Source organism: Nocardioides aquiterrae (genome assembly GCF_039526625.1).
Lineage (GTDB): Bacteria > Actinomycetota > Actinomycetes > Propionibacteriales > Nocardioidaceae > Nocardioides > Nocardioides aquiterrae.
Genome location: NZ_BAAAJE010000015.1, coordinates 46,102 through 65,468 on the forward strand (window position 1 = coordinate 46,102; position 19,367 = coordinate 65,468).

Below are 19,367 nucleotides of genomic sequence, written 5' to 3' on the forward strand. Positions count from 1 at the left end.
CCAGGTGCGCTCGGCTCAGCCGCCCACCGGCGGCACGACGGCCACCGGGCAGTCCGCCTGCTCGACGACCGGCGAGACGACCGAGCCGAGCAGCAGGTCCGCCAGCGACCGGCCCTCGTGGGCGCCGAGCACGATCAGGTTCATCCGCCGCCCGGCGTCCAGGATCTCGGCGGCGGGGTCGCCCCGGCCGACGACCGTCTGCACGTGGACGTCCGGATACCTCTCGTGCAGCCCGGCGACCGCCTCGGCGATGTAGCGGCGCTCCTCCGGGTCGTCCTCGGGTGGGCCGAAGGTCGGCTCGGGCGCCACGTGCAGGAGGGTCAGCGGCAGCGCGCGCTGCGACGCGTGCCGGAACGCGAAGTCGAGCACCGCCGCGGACCGCTCGGTGTCGTCGATGCCGGCGAGCACGCCGCGGTGCACCAGCCCCGGGTTGGTGGTGTGCACGACCACGGCCGGGCACGGCGGCCGGCGGACGACGTCGGTGCCCACGGTCCCGAAGAGCCGGGACCACAGCGTGCGGTGCCGGCGGGCGCCGACGACCAGCAGGTGGGCGTCGCGCGCGGCCTCGTGGAGCGCACCGCGCACGCCGCCGCCGCGCAGGACCGTGTGCACGGCGAGCCGCGGCGCCCGCGCGGCGACGCGGGTCCGCGCCTGCTCGAGCACCAGGTCGGCGGCGGAGGCGGTCCGGGCGAGGCCGATGCGCGTGTCGTGGCCCGCGGGGTCGTGCCACATCTCCTCGGCGGGGTCCGCGACGTGCACGAGCGTGACGCCGCGCCCGTCGAGCAGGGCCTGCCCGGCGGCCCAGTCGGCCGCCTCCTGCCAGGTGTCGTGGGAGTCGACCCCGACCACGATGGTGCCGCCGGGCACCAGCGGCTCCTGGATCTGTTCGTTCATCCCGCACCTCCGGTGGGTCAGTCGAGGCGGACGTGCTCGCCGAGCCGCGGTACGACGGCGCACCAGCCGAGCTCGTCGTCGATCCGGCGGGCGAGCGCGGCCGAGGAGTCGGGCTCGCCGTGCACGACGTACACCGTGTCCGGGGCGGGCGCCGACGTGAGCCAGGCCAGCAGCTCCTCGGCGTCGGCGTGCACCGAGAACGTCGGGACGTCGACGATCTCCGCGCGCACCGGCACGTAGCGGCCGTGCATCTTCACCTGCCGGGCCCCGTCGAGGAGCTGCCGCCCGCGGGTGCCGGCGGCCTGGTAGCCGGTGAGCACGACGCAGTTGCGCGGGTCGGGGAGCTGGTGGGCGAGGTGGTGGACCACGCGCCCGCCGGTGGCCATCCCGGAGGCGGAGACGATGATGCACGGCTCGCCCGGCCGGTTCAGGCGGATCGACCCCGCGGCGTCCGCGACGGCGCGCAGCCGCAGCTCGTCGAGCGCGGTCCGCAGGTCGGGCGCTCCCGCCCGCAGCTGGCAGGAGTGGGTCTCGAACGCGCGCCGGTACACCGCGAGCGCGGCCAGCGCCATCGGGCTGTCCAGGTGCACCGGCACCCGCGGGATCTGCCCGGTGGTCATCAGCCGGTGCAGCTCGATCAGCACCAGCTCGGTGCGGTCGACCGCGAACGCCGGGATCAGCACCGACCCGCCGCGGCCGACGGTACGCCGGATCGCACCCGCCAGGAGCTCGGGCTCCGGGGGCGGGTGCCGGCGGTCGCCGTACGTCGACTCGACCACGACCAGGTCGGCCTCGGCGCGCTGGCCGGGCGAGCGGAGCAGCGGGTGGCTGCCGCGCCCGAGGTCCCCGCTGAACACGACGCGGCGCCCGTCGACGTCGAGGAGCGCGCAGGACGAGCCGAGGATGTGGCCGGCGGGGGACAGGGACGCCGTGGTCCCCGGGACGAGGTCGAACCACCGGTCGAAGTCGAGGGGCTGGAGCAGCGGCAGCGTGCGCTCGACGTCCTCGAGGCCGTACAGCGGGAGGGCCGGGCGGTGCTTGGACCAGCCGCCCTCGTTGGCGATGCGGGCGTCCTCCTCCTGCAGGTGCGCGCTGTCGCGGAGCACGATCTCGACCAGCTCGGCCGTCTCCGGGGTGCAGCGGATCGGGCCGCGGAAGCCGTCGCGCACCAGTCGCGGCAGGTAGCCGCAGTGGTCCAGGTGGGCGTGGGTCACGACGACGGCGTCCACGTCGTGCGGGTCCAGGTCGGGCGCCGCCCAGTTGCGGCGGCGCAGCTCGGCCAGGCCCTGGTAGAGCCCGGCGTCGACCAGCGAGACGCCGGCGCCGGTCGAGATCGCGAACCGGCTGCCGGTCACGGTGCCCGCGGCGCCGAGGAAGGACAGCATCGGGCTCGTCATGCTCCGACTTTCGTCGCCGCCCGCGCGCACCGGCAGGGCGCATGGTCCGGCGGACCGGAGACCTTAGACCTTGTGGGAGCAGGCGCGGCGGCGGGAGCGTGGAGCCATGGACGGCGCGCGATCGATGCGGTGCTGGGTCGTCGGTCGGCCGGGGCCGATCGCGTCGGGCCCGCTGCGGCTCGTCGAGCGGTCCGTGCCGGAGCCCGGTCCGGCCGAGGTGCTCGTGGAGGTCGAGGCCTGCGGGGTCTGCCGCACGGACCTCCACCTCGCGGAGGGCGACCTGGCGCCGCGGCACCCGGAGGTCGTCCCCGGCCACCAGGTCGTCGGCCGGGTGTCGCGTCGCGGGCCCGGCGCCGACCGGTTCCGGGTGGGGGACCGGGTCGGCATCGCCTGGCTGCGCGGGACCTGCGGCCGCTGCCGCTGGTGCCGCAGCGGCCGCGAGAACCTCTGCCCGGACTCGGCGTACACGGGGTGGGACGCCGACGGCGGGTTCGCCGAGCACACCGTGGTGCCCGAGGCCTTCGCCTACCGGCTGCCGGAGTCCGCTGACGCCGTGGCGACGGCGCCGCTGCTGTGCGCCGGCATCATCGGCTACCGCTCGCTGGTGCGCGCCCAGCTCCCGCCCGGCGGCCGGCTGGGCCTGTACGGCTTCGGCTCCAGCGCGCACCTCACCGCGCAGGTGGCGCTCGCCCAGGGCGCGGAGGTCTTCGTGATGACCCGCGGCGAGGAGGCCCGCCGGCTGGCCCGCGGGCTCGGCGCCGCTTGGGTCGGTACGGCGGAGGAGCGCCCGCCCGAGCCGCTGGACTCCGCGATCGTCTTCGCGCCCGCCGGGTCGCTCGTCCCGGTCGCCCTCGAGGCGCTGGGCCGGGGCGGGACGCTAGCCCTCGCCGGCATCCACCTGTCGGAGGTGCCGCCGCTCGACCACGCCCGCCACCTGTTCCTCGAGCGGGACCTGCGCACGGTCACGTCGAACACCCGCCGCGACGGCGAGGAGCTGCTCGCCCTGGCCGGGCGGCTCGGGGTGCGCGCGCACACCACGACGTACGCCTTCGAGGACGCCGACCGGGCGCTCGCCGACCTGGAGGCCGGGCGGTTCGGCGGCTCGGCGGTGCTGAGGACCGGGTCGTGACCCCCGCGACCGGACGGCCCGCCGACGTGCTGCTGCGCGACGGTTCGGTGGCGTCGATCCGGCCGGCGCGGCGCACCGACGCCCCGGCCCTCGCCGCGCTCCACGACCGGATCGGGCCGGACAGCCTGCGGCTGCGCTTCTTCAGCGCGAGCCGGGTCGCGGCCCAGGCGTACGTCGAGCACCTGGGCCGCTCGCCCGACGTGCTCGTCCTCGTGGCCGAGCGCGACGGCGGCCTCGTCGCGCTCGCGACCGCCGAGCCGGTGGACCCGACGACCAGCGAGGTGTCGTTCCTCGTCGACGACGCCTGCCACGGCCTCGGCCTGGGCAGCCTGCTGCTGGAGCACCTGGCGGCGGCGGCGCGCGAGCGCGGCATCCACCGGTTCGTGGCCGAGGTCCTGAGCGAGAACCGGCCGATGATCGACGTGCTCACCGACGCCGGGTTCGCGATCGTCCGGCACACCGAGGCCGGCTGCGTCCACGTCGAGATGGACACCGGCGTCTCCCGGCAGGCGCTGCGCTCCGCCGACGAGCGGGAGCGTCGGGCCGAGGCGTCGTCGCTGCGGCCGCTGCTGTACCCGCGGTCGGTCGCGGTCGTCGGTGCCCGCCGGGACGGGACCGGCACCGGGGCCGCCGTGCTCCGGTCGATCGAGGCGGGCGGCTTCACCGGCCGCACCTGGGTGGTCCAGCCGGGCACCGAGGTCCCCACGGTGCGGGATCTGCCCGAGCCGGTGGACCTCCTGGTCGTCGCGGTCCCGGCCGTCGCCGTGGTCGGGGTGCTCGAGGACGCGGCCGCGGCCGGCGTCCGCGCGGTGGCGGTGCTGTCGTCGGGGTTCTCCGAGCTGGGCCGGCGGGGCGCGCGGCTCGAGGACGCGATGCTGCGCATCGCCCGCCGCCACAGCATGCGCCTGGTCGGGCCGAACTGCCTCGGCCTGCTGAGCAACCACCCCGACGTACGCCTGGACGCGACGTTCAGCGGCGTCCTGCCGCCCACCGGGGGACTCGCCATCGGATCCCAGTCCGGGGGCGTCGGCATCGTCGTCGAGGACGCCGCCCGCCGGCTCGGGCTGGGCGTGCTCGCCCTGGTGTCGCTCGGCAACAAGCTCGACGTGTCCAGCAACGACCTGCTCGCCGCCTGGTACGACGACGACCGGGTCTCCGCGGCCGCGCTCTACCTGGAGTCGTTCGGCAACGCGCGGAAGTTCGCCCGCGTCGCGCGGGAGTTCAGCGAGGTGAAGCCGCTGCTCGCCGTGGTGGGCGGCCACTCGGCCGGCGGGCGCCGGGCCGGCGCGTCCCACACGGCCGCCGCCGCGACGCCCGGGGTCGGCGTCCGGGCGCTGTTCGCGCAGGCCGGCGTGATCGCGTGCGACGGGGCCGAGGACCTGGCCGAGACCGCGCTGTTCCTCGCCGAGCAGCCGCTCCCGGCCGGCCTTCGGGTCGGTGTGCTCTCGAACGCCGGCGGGCTCGGCGTGCTGGCCGCCGACGTCGCGGAGACGCAGGGCCTGACGGTCCCGGAGCTCTCCGCGCGGCTGCGCCGCCGGCTGGCGCGGTACGTCTCGGGCACCGCCGGGACCGGCAACCCGGTCGACGCCGGTGCGGCCGCCGAGCCCGCCCACTTCGCGGCGCTGGCGGACCTGCTGCTCGGCGGCGGCGAGGTCGACGCGCTGCTCGTGCTGCTCGTCCGGACCGCGGTCGGTGACGCGGGCGCGGTCGCCGCGACGCTGCCCGAGGTCCGGCGTCGCCACCCGGAGCTGCCGGTCGTCCTCGTGCCGTACGGCGGCCCGAGCCTCCCCGAGCTGCCCGGCCTCACCCGCCTGGGCTCCGCCGAGTCGGCGTTGCGGGCGATCGGCCGCGCGGCCCGGTACGCCGCCTGGCGCAGCGAGCCGCCCGAGCCCGAGGTCCCGTCGGACCGCGGCTGCGGCGAGCAGGCCCGGGCCCGTGCGCTCGCGGAGCTGGCCGACCGCCCCGACGGCGGCTGGCTCGACACCGACGGCGTGGTCGAGCTGCTGGGCGCGCACGACCTGGCTCCGGTCGGGGCGGTGGCGCGGGGTGCCGACGCCGTGGTCGAGGCCGCCCGGGCGACCGGCTACCCGGTGGTGCTGAAGGTCGCCGCCGGCGCGGTCGTGCACCGCACCGAGCGGGCGCTGGTGCGTGTCGGCGTGAGCGACGACGACGCCGTGCACGAGGTGGTCCGGGAGTTCGAGGCCGCGGTCGCGGACGGCGTACCCGTGCTCGTGCAGCCGGTCGCCACCGGGATCGAGGTCGCCCTCGGGCTGGTCCGCGACCCCGTCCTGGGACCGTTGGCCATGGTCGCCGCGGGCGGGGTGAACACCGACGTCTGGGACGACCGGGTCTTCCTGCTCCCGCCGATCGGCACCCGCGACGCCGCGCGCGCCGTCCGGTCGCTGCGGGTCGCCGCGCTGCTCGCCGGCCACCGGGGCGCGGCCGCGGCGGACGTCGACGCGCTGGTCGCCCTGGTCGTGCAGCTCGGCTGCCTGGCCGAGGAGGTGCCCGAGATCGCCGAGCTCGACCTCAACCCGGTCCTGGTCGGGCCGGCCGGGTGCACGGTGGTGGACGCCAAGGTCCGGATCGCGCCGGGCCCGGTGCTCGACGCGGGCGTGCCGCGGCGGCTGCGCGGCCGCCCGTGACCTCCGGTCTCGCCGATCCGTGACCTTCGCCCCTGGGACGCCGGGGCCGGCCGCGGTCTGCTGATCCCAGGGAACAACCCAGGGACTGCTGGGAACGGCGGAAGGAGCAGAGGATGGAGACCCTGCAGCGGCACGGCGGCCAGTCGTTGCTCGGCGAGGTGCTGGCCTGGCTGAACACCGGGGCGGAGCCCGAGGTCCGCGTCGAGGAGTGGGTCGAGGGCGACAAGCGGATCGTCCGCGCGGACCTGCCCGGCGTCGACCCGGCGAAGGACATCGACCTCACCGTCGAGGGCGGCCTGCTCAAGCTGAGCGGCCAGCGCCGCGAGGAGGAGCACGACGACTTCCACACCGAGATCCGGTACGGCCGGTTCGAGCGCGTCATCACGCTCCCGCCGGGCACCACGGCGGACGACGTCAGCGCTCACTACGAGAACGGTGTCCTCACCGTCACGATGCCGACGCAGCACGAGTCGGCGTCGACCAAGATCCCGGTCACGCACCGGGAGCTGCCGGTGGAGTGACTGCACCGCGAGTGAGGGCGCGGCCCCCCGACGGCGAGTCCGTCGGGGGCCGTACTCGTGTCACCCCCGGCGGCGCAGCACCAGCCGGTACAGCTCGTCGACGCCCCACACGACGAACGGGAACCCGGCGAGCACGGCGAGCTCGGCGGCGTGCAGCGGGCGGGTGCCGAGCACGGTCTGGGCGGACGGCAGGTAGATCGCGATCGCGGTGACGGCGAGCTCGAACGCGATGCCGGCGAGCAGCAGCCGGTTCGTCAGCGGGCCGATGCGCAGGAGCGAGACGCGGTCGGTGCGGGCCGCGAGCGCGGTGCCGACCTGGCAGGCGACGATGCCCGCGAACGTCATCGTGGTCGCGCGCAGGTAGGTCTCGTGCAGCGGGCTCCCGGCGCCCACCGGGTCGCCCGGCTGCCACCCGGCCGACCAGAGCACCCCGAGGAAGCCGAGCACCACGAGCACCGCGGAGGTCAGGCCGAGGACGCCCCAGGCGCGGACCAGCATCCGGCCGGTGATGATGCCCTCCCGGCGGCTGCGCGGCGGGCGGGCCATCAGCCCCGGCTCGGCGGCCTCCCGGCCGAGCGCCAGCGCGGGCAGCGTCTCGGTGCCCAGGTCGATCATCAGGATCTGCACCACGGTCAGGCCGAGGGGAATGGCGCCGCCGGACAGCGCGAACAGCAGGAACGGCACGATCTCCGGGACCGCGTGGGCGAAGATGTAGAGGATGAACTTGCGGACGTTGTCGTAGACCCGGCGCCCGGACTCGACGGCGCTGATGATCGTCGCGAAGTTGTCGTCGGTGAGCACCATCGTCGCCGCCTCGCGCGCCACGTCGGTGCCGCTGCGGCCCATCGCCACGCCGATGTCGGCCTTGCGCAGGGCGGGGGCGTCGTTCACGCCGTCCCCGGTCATCGCCACCACGTGCCCGGAGGCCTGGAGCCGGGTGGCGATGCGCAGCTTGTCCTCGGGCGAGCTGCGCGCGAACACGACCTCCGTGCGGCTGTCGAGCAGCGCGCCGAGCCGCTCGTCGTCGTACCCGTCGAGCTCGCTGCCGGTCACGACGTGCGGCCGGCCGCCCCCGCCGATGCCCGCGGACGCCGCGATCGCCGCCGCGGTGGCGCCGTTGTCGCCGGTGATCACGTGCACGGTGATGCCGGCGGCGTGGGCGTGCGCGACCGCGTCCGGTACGGCGTCGCGGATCGGGTCGGACAGCGCGACGAACCCGAGCAGCACGAGGTCCCGCTCGACCTCGGCCCGCTCGGGCTGCCCGCCGGGCGGCGGGATGTCGCGCCACGCGCACGCGATCAGCCGCAGCCCGCGGCCGGCGAGGTCTCCCAGGCGCCGCTCCAGGCGGTGCCGCGCCTCGGGGGTCAGCGGACCGGTGGTCCCGTCGGGCAGCAGCACCGACCGCGACCGGTCGAGGACCGCCTCGGGTGCGCCCTTGGTCAGGATCAGGTCCGCGCCGCCGCCGTTCGGGACGATCACCGACATCAGGCGCAGCCGCGGGTCGAAGTGGTACGTCGCCTCGCGCCGCTCCACCGGCGGCTCGATGCCGTCGAGGCGCTCCGCCGCGCGCAGCAGCGCGAGCTCGGTCGGGTCGCCGATGCCGGAGGCCAGGTCGGCGGTCGTGCACGAGCCGAGCACCCGCGCCAGCGCCGCGCGGACCGCCGGCTCCGTGGAGTGCCGCGCGGTCGCGTCCCAGCTGCTGTGCAGCTGCATCCGGTTCTGGGTGAGCGTGCCGGTCTTGTCGGTGCAGATCACGTCGGTCGAGCCCAGCGTCTCCACGGCGCTGAGCCGCTTCACCAGGCCGCCGCGCCGGGCCAGGTCGGCGACGCCCACCGCGAGCGCGAGCGTGATCGTCGGCAGCAGCCCCTCGGGGACGTTGGCGACCAGGAGCCCGATCGCGAACACCGCGGCGTCCGCGAGGCTGAGCCCGGAGACGACGCCGAGCGGGAGGAAGGCCAGCCCGACGCCGACCGCGACCGCGGCGATCAGCCACGCCACCCGGCGTACCTGCAGCTCGAGCGGGCTCGGCTCCTGGGTGGTGCGGCCGCTGAGGCCGGCGATCCGGCCGAGCTCGGTGGCCATGCCGGTCTCCACGACCACGGCCACCGCCTCGCCCGAGGTGCAGGTGGTCCCGGACAGGAGCACGTCGGAGGCGTCGACCAGGCGGGTCGGGACCTCGACGGGGGCGGCGCACGCAGCCGAGCGCACGATCGGCACCGACTCCCCGGTCACGGCGGACAGGTCGACCTCGACCGCGCCGGACAGCAGCTTCGCGTCCGCGCAGATCGCGTCGCCCTCCTCGACCAGCACCACGTCGCCCGGCACGATCTCCCGCGCCTCGATGCCGGCCCGGCCGCCGTCGCGCAGCACCACCGCGTGCGGCGGGAGGTAGGCGCTCAGGGCGGCCACGGCGTGCTCGGCGTGGCGCTCCTGCGCCAGGGCGAACGCCGCGTTGAGGGCGATCACCAGCAGGATCGCGACCCCGAGGACGACGGTGCCGGTCGCCAGCGCCAGCCCCGCCGCGAGCCAGAGCAGGAGCGCGAGGGGGTGCACGAGCTGACGCACCAGCGCCGACAGGAACGACGGCCCGCGGTGCGCGGTCAGCTCGTTCGGCCCGAACCGGGCGAGCCGCTCCGCCGCCTGGTCCGAGGTCAGCCCGGCCGGCGTCACACCGAGGTCGGCGAGGACGTCGGGCAGCGGCTGCAGCAGCCCGGGGCCACCCGCCATCATGTCCCCACGGTGTCACCGGGGGCGTCCGCGCACCGCGGACGGAGGTCCCGGGTCGCGGAGACCATCGGCCCTGACGTCCGGGCGGCGCCGCGGAGCACCGTGAGGGTATGAGGGCATATCGAAGCGTGTGGCGGGGGGTCGTCGTGGCCCTGGCCGCCCTCGCGCTCGTGGTGGGCGGGATCAGCATCGGCTGGATCGCCGTCCTGGGCACCGCCGCCGGCATGGCGGTCACCGGTGCGGTCGTCAGCTTCGCGTGGGTCCAGGAGCCGAGGCGCCGCTGGCGCGCCATGAGCGACCTCGCCCTGTGGTTCGGCATCGGCGCCGTGCTCATGCTGGGCCTGCCGGTCGCGTTCGGGCCGTGGGCGCTGTTCCTGCTGATCGCGATCGGCGTGACGTGCCCGCCGCTGCTCGACCTGGCCGTCCGCGAGCTGCGGCAGCGCCGGCCGGTGGCGTCCACCGGGACCGTCCACCGGCTGGAGGCCGGCGACCTCGAGCGCCGCTGGGTGCGGACCAGCCGCGAGCTGCGCGACCGCCGCGGCGACGTCCAGGCCGTGCTCGCCCTCGTCCAGGAGCGCGAGCGGCTGCTCGACGAGATCGAGCGCCGCGACCCGGCCGCCTTCGACGCCGTCCTCGTGCGCGCCGGCTGGCGCGAGCCGCAGGACCGCTAGGGACCCGGGCTGACGGAGTCCACCACCACCACGGAGGAGCAACCAGATGTATGCGTTCAAGGGTGACCGGATCGTCGTGCGCGAGGACGACACCGTGCGCGAGGCCGAGGTCGTCTCGGGCACCCACGACGACGGGCGCCCGCCGTACTGGGTGCGGTGGGAGGACTCGGTCCACGACACCCTCGTCTTCCCGCCCATCGACGCCGAGGTCGAGCACGCCGGCCCCACCTACCCGCCGGAGTACGACGCGTGAACCCCGGGCGCGCGGTCCTCTACGAGGCCGAGTGCCCCGTCCTGGTGCTCGTCCTGGTGCTCGTCCTGGTGCCCGTCCTGGTGCTCGACGCGATGGCGCGCTGAGGCGCGGGCTCGACCCGGGTCCCCGGCAGCCGGGGATGCGCGGATTGGTCACCAACCGCATGAGTTCGGCCCTGAAACCTGCGGTTGGTGACCAATCCGCGTGCCTGGCGCCGGCTGACCGGCACGCTGAACGGGTCGTGTGCCTCACAACGCGCCATGGCGCGTTCACAGGCACACGACCCGAAACTCCCCGCCGCCGACCGCCTCAGATCTCCTCCGGCACCATCGAGATCGCGCCGGCCGGGCACTCGGCGGCGCAGATGCCGCAGCCCTTGCAGTAGTCCAGGTCGATCACGTACGGCGGGTCCGCGTCGCCGGTCTTGATCACGGCGTTGTCCGGGCACATGCCGAAGCAGTTGTCGCAGGAGAAGCAGGTGCCGCACGACAGGCAGCGGCGCGCCTCGTACAGCACGGTCTCCGCGTCCAGCCCCTGCACCACCTCGTCGAATGTCGACGCCCGGCGCGCGGCCTCCAGCACCGGCCGGTGGGCGCGCGGCGCGTCGGTGTAGTACCAGGTGTGCAGGCGCTCGTACGTCGCCTCGCCGGGCTCGGCAGCCGCGGCCGGCGAGCCCCGGCGCAGCCAGGCGTCGATCGAGGCCGCGACGCGCCGGCCGTGGCCGATGGCGACCGTCGCCGACCGCACGTCGGGCACCATGTCGCCGCCCGCGAAGAGCCCGGCCCGGCCGGTCATCAGGTTCTCGTCCACGGCGAGCACGCCGTCGCGGAACTCCAGCCCGGGCACGTTCTCGAGGAACGCCAGGTCGGCCTCCTGGCCGAGCGCGAGCACCAGCGAGTCCGCCTCGAGCCGCTCCACCTCGCCGGTCGGACGGGGGAAGCCGGTCTCGTCGAGCTCCATCCGCTCGATCGACAGCCCGCCGGCGTCGACCTCGGTGATCGTCGACAGCCAGGTGAACCGGATGCCCTCGGCCTCCGCCTCGCTGACCTCGCTCGGGTGGGCGGGCATCCGGTCCCGGGTGCGGCGGTAGACCACGACCGCGTCCTCGGCGCCCAGCCGGCGCGCGGTGCGCGCGGCGTCCATGGCGGTGTTGCCGCCGCCGTACACCGCGACCCGGCGGCCGAGCAGCGGTCGCTCGCCCTCCTCGATGCCGTGCAGCAGCTGGACCGCGTCGACGACGCGAGCGGCCGAGCCCGCGGGCAGGTAGGTGCGCCGCCCGAGCTGGGCGCCCACGGCGAGGAACGCCGCGTCGTACCCGCCGTCGGCGACGAGCTGCTCGAGGTCGGTCACGGGCGTGCCCACCCGGAGCTCGACGCCGAGTGCCAGCAGCCGGTCGATCTCGGCGTCCAGCACGTCCCGGGGGAGCCGGTACGCCGGGATGCCGTAGCGCATCATCCCGCCCGGCTTCGGCGCCGCCTCCACGATCGTGACGGCGTGGCCCCGGCGGACCAGGTGGTACGCCGCGGACAGGCCGGCCGGCCCCGAGCCGACGACGAGCACGCGGTGGCCGGTGGGTGCGGCGTCGACGCCGACCGTCCAGCCGGCGCGGATGCCCTCGTCGCCCAGGAACCGCTCGACGGAGTTGATGCCGACCGCCTCGTCCAGCGTCGCGCGGTTGCAGGCGGTCTCGCACGGGTGGTAGCAGATCCGGCCCATGACGGCCGGGAACGGGTTGGTCTCCATGATCCGGCGCCAGGCGCGTTCGTACCCGGCGCCGCCGTCCTCGGCCTCGCGCAGCCACTCCCGGACGTCCTCGCCGGCGGGGCAGCCGCCCGCGCACGGCGGGTCCAGGGTCACGTACACGGGGCGCTCGGTGCGCCAGCTGCCGGTGTGGTTGGCGCGGCTGCTGCCGACGTCCAGGGTGATCGCGAACGGGTGCTCCATCTCGGCTCCTCGGGTCAGGTCGGGTCGGGCAGCAGCCCGAACCTGGCGATGTTGCGGTCCGCGCCGGCCTGGATGCGGGCGACCAGGTCGGGCCGGGGCGGGTCCCCGAAGAGGTGGGCGAACCGGCCCTGCAGGCGCAGGTACTCCTCGACGGGCACCCGGTGCCGGATCGGGGTGGACGCCGTCACCTCGCCGTGCTCGGCCTCGAACAGCGGGAACAGCCCGGACTCGGTGGCGAGCCGCGCGAGCCGGACGGTGTCGTGCGCCTCGGCGGCCCAGCCCAGCGGGCAGGGGACGAGCACGTGCAGGTAGCGGGCGCCGTGCATGCCCATCGCCCGGGTCACCTTGCGCTCGAGGTCGCGCAGGTCGGCGACGGTCGCCGTGGCCACGTACGGGATGTCGTGCGCCATCGCGATGAGCGGGGCGGACTTGCCCATCCCGAAGGGGTTGCCCGGCCGCTCGCCCAGCGCCGACGTGGTCGCGGTGCGGGCCGCCGGCGGGGTCGCGCCGGACCGCTGCACGCCGGTGTTCATGTAGCCCTGGTTGTCGTAGCAGACGAAGAGGACGTCGTCGTTGCGCTCGAACATGCCGGACAGGCAGGCGAAACCGATGTCCACGGTGCCGCCGTCGCCCGCCTGCCCGACGACCCGGGTGGCGCGCCCGCGCGCCCGGAGCCCGGCCGCCGCCCCGGCCGCCACCGCCGGCGCGTTGCCGAACAGCGAGTGCAGCCAGGCGACCTGCCACGACGACTCCGGGTACGGCGTGGAGAACACCTCCAGGCACCCGGTGGCGTTGACGGTCACGAGGTCGCCGCCGGCCGCCCGCATCGCGGCGTCGAGGACGAAGCGCGCACCGAGTGCCTCTCCACACCCGCGGCAGGCCCGGTGCCCGCTGGTGATCGCGTTGGTCCGGTCGGCGTGCGACTGCACGGAGTTGTCGTCGGGGTCGAGCAGGCGGTTGCCCGCCGCGAAGGTCCCGATCTGGTAGAGCCTGGTCTCCTGCACGGCGGCCTCCTCAGCCGGTCGTGGCCCGCGCGAGCAGCGCGTGGTCGAGGTCGAGGAAGTGCAGCGTGCCGGGCTCGAGCCGGCCGCCGGCCGCGTCGTCGAGCAGGCGCCGTACGTCGGCGCGCCGGACCGGACGGCCGCCGAGGCCGGCCACGGTCTCGATCACCGGCACCAGCGGGCGGCCGAGCGAGCGGCGGACGTCGTTCCCGACGATGCTGCCGGAGCCGGGGCTGAACGCGCGTTCGAGCACCACGACGCGGCGCGCGCCGGAGAGCGCGTCGCGGACCGCCTCGGTGGGCCACGGCCGGAAGCACGTGATCGCGACGGCGCCGACGGAGCGGCCCTCGGCGCGGAGCTCGTCGACGACCTCCTCGGCGGCACCGGCGGCGGAGCCGATGGTGACCAGCACCGTCTCGGCCCCCTCGGTGCGGTGCGTGTGCAGCAGCCCGCCGGACGACCGGCCGAAGCCACGCGCGAAGTCCGCGCCGATCGCCGGCACCTCGTCGAGGGCCCGCTGCAGGCGCTGCTCGTTGAGGTAGCGGACCTCGGTGAACGCCTCGGGGCCGACCATCGCGCCGATCGTGACCGGGTCGGCGGGGTCGAGCACCTGCCGCGGCCGGTACGGCGGGACGAACGCGTCGACCTGTCCCTGCGCGGGCAGGTCGACCTCCTCGGTGGCGTGCGTGAGCACGAAGCCGTCCATGCACACCATGACCGGCACCGAGAGCCGCTCGGCCAGGACGTACGCCTGGAGGTGCAGGTCCGCGGCCTCCTGGACCGAGGCCGCGTGCAGCTGGATCCAGCCCGCGTCCCGCAGCGCCATGGAGTCGGACTGGTCGTTCCAGATGTTGATGGGGGCGCCGACGGCGCGGTTGGTCACCGTCATCACGATCGGCAGGCCCAGCCCGGAGGCGTTGAACACCGCCTCGGTCATGTAGAGCAGGCCCTGGCTGTTGGTGGCCGTGTAGGCGCGAGCGCCCACCGCGGACGCGCCGATGCAGGCGGACATGGCGCCGAACTCCGACTCGACCGTCAGGTACTCGCACGGGGCCAGGTCGCCGGTCCGGACCAGGTCCGAGAGCGCCTCGACGATGTGCGTCTGCGGCGAGATCGGGTAGGCGGCGACCACGTGCGGCCGGCACAGCGCCACGGCGCGGGCCACCGCCTGCGAGCCCTCGAGCTGCTCACGCATGGGTGCTCACCCCCGCGTGCGCCCGGACCGCGACCTCGACGTTGGCGTCGCCCACCGCGCCCGCCCACCGCTGCCGGATCGCGTCGATGACCGCGTCCAGGGACACCACCCCCGTCAGGGCCGCGAGCGCCCCGAGCAGCGCGGTGTTGGGCAGCGGCCGGCCGATCACCTCGCGGGCGAGGTCGGTCGCGGGCAGCGTCGTCACCCGTCCGACGTTCTCCAGCCCCAGCTCCGCGGGCGTCCGCGAGGTGTTCACCAGCAGGTACGTCGAGGGTGTGACGCCCTGCAGCACCGGGACGACGTGCAGCAGCGTCGGGTCCTGGACCACCACGGCGTGCGGCGTCTCGATCGGCTCGTGGAACCGGATCGGCGCGTCGTCGATGCGGCAGAACGACACCACCGGTGCGCCGGTGCGCTCCGAGCCGAAGGTCGGGAACGCCTGGGCGTGCCGGCCGCTGTCGAAGGCGGCGACCGACAGCATCTCGGCCGCCGTCACGACGCCCTGGCCGCCCCGTCCGTGGAACCTGACGTTGAACACGGGCTCACCGCCCGGTCCCGACCAGCCGGGTCAGGTCGGCGAGCCGGCTGGTGTAGCCCCACTCGTTGTCGTACCAGCCGAAGACCTTGGCGAAGCCGCCCCGGGCCTGGGTCAGCGGTGCGTCGAACACGCAGGACGCGGAGTCGCCGATCACGTCGCACGAGACCAGGGGCTCGGTGTCGTAGCGCAGCCGGCCGGCGAGCGGCCCGTCCGCGGCCGCGGCCGCGAACGCGGCATTGATCTCCTCGACGCCCACGCTGTGCTCGAGGAGCACCGCGAGGTCGACCAGGGAGCCGTCGACGACCGGGACCCGCAGGGCCACGCCGTCCAGCCGTCCGGCGAGCTCGGGGAGCACCTCGCCGACCGCCTTGGCCGCGCCGGTGGTGGTCGGCACGATGTTGACCGCCGCCGCGCGCGCCCGCCGCGGGTCCTTGTGCGGCGCGTCGAGGATGTTCTGGTCGCCGGTGTAGGCGTGGACGGTCGACATGAAGCCGTACCGCAGCCCGAACGCGTCGTGGAGGACCTTCACCATCGGCGCCACACAGTTGGTCGTGCACGACGCGTTGGAGACGACGCGGTGTCGGTCGGGATCGTAGGCGTCGTCGTTGACGCCCATCACGATGGTGGCGTCGACGCCCTTGCCGGGCGCGGAGATGACGACCCGCTGCGCGCCGGCGTCGAGATGGGCGGCGGCCGCGTCGCGGGTGCGGAACTTGCCGGACGCCTCGACGACCACCTGCACCGCGTGCTCCTCCCAGGGGAGGGCGGACGGGTCGCGCTCGGCGGTGATGGCGACCTTGCGGCCGTTGACGAAGAGCGTCGGGCCGTCCAGCCCGATGTCGCCACGGAACGGCCCGAACGTGCTGTCGCGCCGCAGCAGGGTCGCGATCATCGCCGGCTCGGCGACGTCGTTGACGGCCACGACCTCGAGCTCGTCGATCTCCTCGGCGAGCCGCAGGAACGCCCGCCCGATCCGTCCCATGCCGTTGATCCCGACTCGCACTGCCATGGTGGCCTCCTCGCCGATGTTGCGCCGCTGGTGGGTTCTCGCTGCTCCTCCCAGCGTTCCGGCGCGGCCTTGACCGGTGCAGGGCCGAAGGTCATCCGGGCGCGCGCCGTTCTGCCCGGACGGTGAGGGGTGGGGCGACGGACCGGCCGATGTCGGCCCAGGTCAGCACGCCGACCAGCCGGCCCTGGCGGTCGACGACGCCCAGCGCGTCCACCGACAGCGCCATCATCAGGCCGGCCGCCTCGTGGAGGCGGGCGCCGGCGCGGATCGCCGCCGGGTCGGCGAGCACGTCGGAGAGCGGCTGGTGGCGCTCGATCAGCCGGGTCATCAGCGCGGTGGTCAGCAGGTGCGCGGAGACGATGTCGACCAGGACGCCGTCGTCGTCGACGACGACCAGGTGCGTGTGGCCGCGCCGCAGCACCCGGTCGATCGCCGTGCCGATGGCGGCGTCCGGCCGGACCGTCACGACGTCGCGCGACATCACGTCGCGCACCCGCAGCCCGGTCACGGTGTCACCACGCCTGCTGGAGGCGCTCCTCCAGGTCGAGGACCGCTCGCGTCGTGCGCAGGATGCTGTCCGGGTTGAGGCTCATCGAGTCGATCCCGATCTCGACGAGGAACTCGGCCATGTCCGGGTAGTCCGACGGCGCCTGCCCGCAGATCCCGGAGTGGATGCCGTGCCGCCGGCAGCCCTCGACCGCGAGCTGGATCATCCGCTTCACGCCCGGGTCGCGCTCGTCGTAGTCGAAGGCGACGATCCCGCTGTCCCGGTCGACGCCGAGCGTCAGCTGGGTCAGGTCGTTCGACCCGATCGAGAACCCGTCGAACCGGGCGGCGAACTGGTCGACCAGCACGACGTTGTTCGGGATCTCGCACATCGCGTAGATCTCCAGGCCGTCGCGGCCGCGCTCCAGCCCGTGCTGGGCCATCCGGGCCAGGACCAGGTCGGCCTCCTCGAGACGCCGCACGAACGGCAGCATCAGGATCACGTTGGTCAGGCCCATCTCCTCGCGGACCCGCCGCATCGCCCGGCACTCGAGCTCGAAGCCCTCCTCGTACGCCGGGTGCGCGTAGCGCGACGCGCCCCGGAACCCCAGCATCGGGTTGTCCTCGTGCGGCTCGAAGGCGGAGCCGCCGAGCAGGCCGGCGTACTCGTTGGTCTTGAAGTCCGACATGCGCACCACGACGGGCTTGGGGTAGAACGCCGCGGCGATCGTGCCGACGCCCTCCGACAGCCGCTCGACGAAGAACGCCGCGCCGTCGGCGTGGCCGGACACCAGCTCGGCGACCTCCGCGCGCTCGCCGGGGTCGGCGATCCGGTCGGGGTGCAGCAGCGCCAGCGGGTGGGCCTTGACCGACTCGCTGATGATGAACTCCATCCGCGCCAGGCCCACGCCGTCGTTCGGCAGCAGGGCGGTGTGGAAGGCCAGCGCCGGGTTGCCGAGGTTGAGCATGATCTTCGTGCGCGGCCGCAACATGTCGCTGAGGTCGAGCTCGTCGACGTGGTAGGTGACCTCACCGCGGTACACGTGGCCGGTCTCGCCCTCCGCGCAGGAGACACTGACCAGGTCGCCGTCCTTGATCGTGCCGGTGCCGACGTCGGTGCCGACCACGGCCGGCAGCCCGAGCTCGCGCGCGACGATCGCCGCGTGGCAGGTCCGACCGCCGCGGTCGGTGACAACCGCGGCCGCGGTCTTCATGACCGGCTCCCAGTCCGGCGTGGTGGTCTCGGACACGAGCACCTCGCCGGGCCGGAACTCGGACAGGTGGCTGGTGTCGGTGATGACGCGGGCCGGGCCGATCGCGATGTGGTCGCCCACGGCGCGGCCGGCCACGATCGACTCGCCGTGCGCGTCGACGACGTACCGGCGCAGCGTGGTGACCGGCGCCTGCGAGGTCGCCGTCTCCGGGCGCGCCTGGACGATGTAGGTCAGCCCGTCCACGCCGTCCTTGGCCCACTCGATGTCCATCGGCTGGCCGTAGTAGCGCTCGATCGCGACGGCGGCGCCCGCCAGCTCGAGCACCTCGCCGTCGGCGAGGCAGAAGCGGCGCCGTTCCGGCTCGGGGACCGACTCGTCGCGGGTGCCGGACGCGCCCGCGGTCACCAGGCGGATCGCCTTCTGGCCGAGGCGGCGGCGGAGCACCGCGCGGTAGCCGGCCTGGTAGGTCGGCTTGTGGACGTAGAACTCGTCGGGGTCGACCGAGCCCTGGACGACGTACTCGCCGAGGCCGTAGGACCCGGTGACGAAGACGACGTCGCGGAAGCCGGACTCGGTGTCCAGCGTGAACATCACGCCAGAGCTGGCGAGGTCCGAGCGCACCATCTTCATGACACCCACGGAGAGCGCGACCTCGAGCTGGCCGTAGCCCTGCCGGTGCCGGTAGTGGACGCCGCGGTCGGTGAAGATGCTCGCGAAGCACTTGCGCACCGCGTCGAGCAGCTCCTCCTCGCCTGCGACGTCGAGGAAGGTCTCGTGCTGCCCGGCGAAGCTCGCGTCGGGCAGGTCCTCGGCGGTCGCGCTGCTGCGCACCGCGAGGCGCAGGTCGTCGCCGTACCGTTCGCGGAGCGCGCGGTAGGCCGTCCGGATCTCCGCGACCAGGTCGTCGGGGAGCCCGGCGTCGTACACGATCTGCCGGGCCCGGGCGGCCCGCTCGGCCAGCTGGGTCACGTCGTCGGGGTCGAAGTCGGCGAACACCGACTCGAGGGCCGGTACGGCGCCCGCGGCGTCGAGCACGTGGCGGTAGGCCTCGGCGGTGATCGCGAACCCGCCGGGCACGCGCACGCCGGCCTCCGACAGGTGCTGGTACATCTCCCCGAGGGAGGCGTTCTTGCCGCCGACCAGGGCGACGTCGTCCCGCCCGATCCGGCCGAAGTCCAGGACCAGGGCGCGCGCGGTCATGACCGGTCCTCAGCCGACGTCGACGGTGACGTCGCCGCCGACGGGGTCGTTGGCCGAGATGTCCGCGATCGTGGCGTCCAGCAGGTCGTGGACCAGGCCCGACAGGGCCCGGCACGCGGCGAGCTCGTCGCCGATCTCGGGGACGTCGTGGTCGCCCGGCCGCCGCCGCGCCACGCCCACGTGGCGCAGCTCGGTGCCGGCGTCCGTGCGGAGCACGGCCTCGGCGCGGGTGCTGTTCTCCGCTTCGAACAGGTCGATGTGCAGGCGCCAGGTGCGCGTGTGCATGGCACTCTCCCTTCCGGTGGGCCCTTCCGGTGGGCTCTCCTCCGATCGTGGCCGCGCGCCCGCTGCGGCGGAACGGCCGTCGGTCCCGGGGGCCGCGGGACGTTCGGCAGGGCGGCTTGGCGGTTTCCCCGGTGGGCCGGGGAAACCTGAACTTCTCGGCCGGAACTTCGGCCCAGAACGTCAGGGATTCCCCGAGGAGTCTGGGCGAGTGCGGCTGCGTCCGGACATGGGCTGGGCCGGGCCGCAGCTCAGCAATTG

At 75.0% G+C, this 19,367-nt stretch carries 16 protein-coding genes; 5 read left to right on the forward strand and 11 right to left on the reverse strand.

What is annotated here, in order from left to right; genetic code table 11:
- Positions 1-15: 15 nt before the first annotated feature.
- Positions 16-894, reverse strand: coding sequence for a universal stress protein (locus ABD086_RS14470; RefSeq protein ID WP_343908270.1), 879 nt, complete (start codon positions 892-894; stop codon positions 16-18).
- A gap of 17 nt (positions 895-911) precedes the next feature.
- A complete protein-coding gene (locus tag ABD086_RS14475; protein WP_343908271.1) occupies positions 912-2,291 on the reverse strand; it encodes an MBL fold metallo-hydrolase RNA specificity domain-containing protein in 1,380 nt (459 codons plus the stop codon).
- Positions 2,292-2,397: 106 nt separating this feature from the next.
- Between ABD086_RS14475 and ABD086_RS14480 the strand changes: the two genes are divergently transcribed.
- From ABD086_RS14480 to ABD086_RS14490, 3 genes are all read left to right on the forward strand, one after another.
- Positions 2,398-3,420, forward strand: coding sequence for a zinc-dependent alcohol dehydrogenase family protein (locus tag ABD086_RS14480; protein ID WP_343908272.1), 1,023 nt, complete (start codon positions 2,398-2,400; stop codon positions 3,418-3,420).
- Complete coding sequence (locus tag ABD086_RS14485; RefSeq protein ID WP_343908273.1) at positions 3,417-6,065, forward strand: bifunctional acetate--CoA ligase family protein/GNAT family N-acetyltransferase; 2,649 nt, start codon at positions 3,417-3,419, stop codon at positions 6,063-6,065. Before ABD086_RS14480 ends, ABD086_RS14485 begins: the two co-directional genes overlap by 4 nt.
- A 113-nt stretch (positions 6,066-6,178) precedes the next feature.
- Positions 6,179-6,586, forward strand: a complete 408-nt coding sequence (locus tag ABD086_RS14490; RefSeq protein ID WP_343908274.1) for an Hsp20/alpha crystallin family protein — start codon at positions 6,179-6,181, stop codon at positions 6,584-6,586.
- Positions 6,587-6,646: 60 nt separating this feature from the next.
- Here ABD086_RS14490 and ABD086_RS14495 read toward each other — a convergent pair whose 3' ends face one another.
- Entirely contained in the window at positions 6,647-9,316 is a 2,670-nt protein-coding gene (locus tag ABD086_RS14495; RefSeq protein WP_343908275.1) for a cation-translocating P-type ATPase, read from the reverse strand.
- 107 nt (positions 9,317-9,423) lie between these two features.
- On the opposite strand from ABD086_RS14495, the gene ABD086_RS14500 reads away from it, so the two are divergent.
- The gene (locus ABD086_RS14500; RefSeq protein ID WP_343908276.1) at positions 9,424-9,984 is read left to right on the forward strand and encodes a hypothetical protein; all 561 of its coding nucleotides are present in this window, start codon (positions 9,424-9,426) and stop codon (positions 9,982-9,984) included.
- 46 nt (positions 9,985-10,030) lie between these two features.
- Complete coding sequence (locus ABD086_RS14505; protein ID WP_343908277.1) at positions 10,031-10,237, forward strand: DUF1918 domain-containing protein; 207 nt, start codon at positions 10,031-10,033, stop codon at positions 10,235-10,237.
- 309 nt (positions 10,238-10,546) lie between these two features.
- Here ABD086_RS14505 and ABD086_RS14510 read toward each other — a convergent pair whose 3' ends face one another.
- From ABD086_RS14510 to ABD086_RS14545, 8 genes are all read right to left on the reverse strand, one after another.
- Positions 10,547-12,181 carry an NAD(P)-binding protein gene (locus ABD086_RS14510; RefSeq protein WP_343908278.1) on the reverse strand — a complete coding sequence of 545 codons (1,635 nt, stop codon included), beginning with the start codon at positions 12,179-12,181 and terminating at the stop codon, positions 10,547-10,549.
- A 14-nt stretch (positions 12,182-12,195) separates the two neighbouring features.
- A complete protein-coding gene (locus ABD086_RS14515) occupies positions 12,196-13,185 on the reverse strand; it encodes a thiamine pyrophosphate-dependent enzyme (protein WP_343908279.1) in 990 nt (329 codons plus the stop codon).
- 10 nt (positions 13,186-13,195) lie between these two features.
- A complete protein-coding gene (locus tag ABD086_RS14520) occupies positions 13,196-14,377 on the reverse strand; it encodes a transketolase C-terminal domain-containing protein (RefSeq protein ID WP_343908280.1) in 1,182 nt (393 codons plus the stop codon).
- Positions 14,370-14,915, reverse strand: a complete 546-nt coding sequence (locus ABD086_RS14525) for a 2-oxoacid:acceptor oxidoreductase family protein (RefSeq protein ID WP_343908281.1) — start codon at positions 14,913-14,915, stop codon at positions 14,370-14,372. The genes ABD086_RS14520 and ABD086_RS14525 overlap by 8 nt, the downstream gene beginning before the upstream one ends.
- Before the next feature lie 4 nt (positions 14,916-14,919).
- On the reverse strand, positions 14,920-15,924 hold the full coding sequence (gene gap / locus ABD086_RS14530) for a type I glyceraldehyde-3-phosphate dehydrogenase (protein ID WP_343908282.1): 1,005 nt from the start codon (positions 15,922-15,924) through the stop codon (positions 14,920-14,922).
- 91 nt (positions 15,925-16,015) lie between these two features.
- The gene (locus tag ABD086_RS14535) at positions 16,016-16,432 is read right to left on the reverse strand and encodes a CBS domain-containing protein (RefSeq protein ID WP_343908283.1); all 417 of its coding nucleotides are present in this window, start codon (positions 16,430-16,432) and stop codon (positions 16,016-16,018) included.
- Positions 16,433-16,436: 4 nt separating this feature from the next.
- On the reverse strand, positions 16,437-18,824 hold the full coding sequence (gene ppsA, locus ABD086_RS14540) for a phosphoenolpyruvate synthase (RefSeq protein WP_343908284.1): 2,388 nt from the start codon (positions 18,822-18,824) through the stop codon (positions 16,437-16,439).
- Positions 18,825-18,833: 9 nt separating this feature from the next.
- Positions 18,834-19,109: a DUF1876 domain-containing protein gene (locus ABD086_RS14545; RefSeq protein WP_343908285.1), complete on the reverse strand. Its 276-nt coding sequence runs from the start codon at positions 19,107-19,109 to the stop codon at positions 18,834-18,836.
- Positions 19,110-19,367 lie beyond the last annotated feature (258 nt).

Excerpts from the sequence above, each read along its gene's own strand:
- ABD086_RS14500 (WP_343908276.1), top strand. The coding sequence starts at position 9,424 with ATGAGGGCATATCGAAGCGTGTGGCGGGGGGTCGTCGTGGCCCTGGCC.
- ABD086_RS14475 (WP_343908271.1), bottom strand. The coding sequence starts at position 2,291 with ATGACGAGCCCGATGCTGTCCTTCCTCGGCGCCGCGGGCACCGTGACC.
- gap (WP_343908282.1), bottom strand. The coding sequence starts at position 15,924 with ATGGCAGTGCGAGTCGGGATCAACGGCATGGGACGGATCGGGCGGGCG.
- ABD086_RS14520 (WP_343908280.1), bottom strand. The coding sequence starts at position 14,377 with ATGCGTGAGCAGCTCGAGGGCTCGCAGGCGGTGGCCCGCGCCGTGGCG.
- ABD086_RS14505 (WP_343908277.1), top strand. The coding sequence starts at position 10,031 with ATGTATGCGTTCAAGGGTGACCGGATCGTCGTGCGCGAGGACGACACC.
- ppsA (WP_343908284.1), bottom strand. The coding sequence starts at position 18,824 with ATGACCGCGCGCGCCCTGGTCCTGGACTTCGGCCGGATCGGGCGGGAC.
- ABD086_RS14510 (WP_343908278.1), bottom strand. The coding sequence starts at position 12,181 with ATGGAGCACCCGTTCGCGATCACCCTGGACGTCGGCAGCAGCCGCGCC.
- ABD086_RS14470 (WP_343908270.1), bottom strand. The coding sequence starts at position 894 with ATGAACGAACAGATCCAGGAGCCGCTGGTGCCCGGCGGCACCATCGTG.
- ABD086_RS14545 (WP_343908285.1), bottom strand. The coding sequence starts at position 19,109 with ATGCACACGCGCACCTGGCGCCTGCACATCGACCTGTTCGAAGCGGAG.
- ABD086_RS14495 (WP_343908275.1), bottom strand. The coding sequence starts at position 9,316 with ATGATGGCGGGTGGCCCCGGGCTGCTGCAGCCGCTGCCCGACGTCCTC.
- ABD086_RS14490 (WP_343908274.1), top strand. The coding sequence starts at position 6,179 with ATGGAGACCCTGCAGCGGCACGGCGGCCAGTCGTTGCTCGGCGAGGTG.
- ABD086_RS14480 (WP_343908272.1), top strand. The coding sequence starts at position 2,398 with ATGGACGGCGCGCGATCGATGCGGTGCTGGGTCGTCGGTCGGCCGGGG.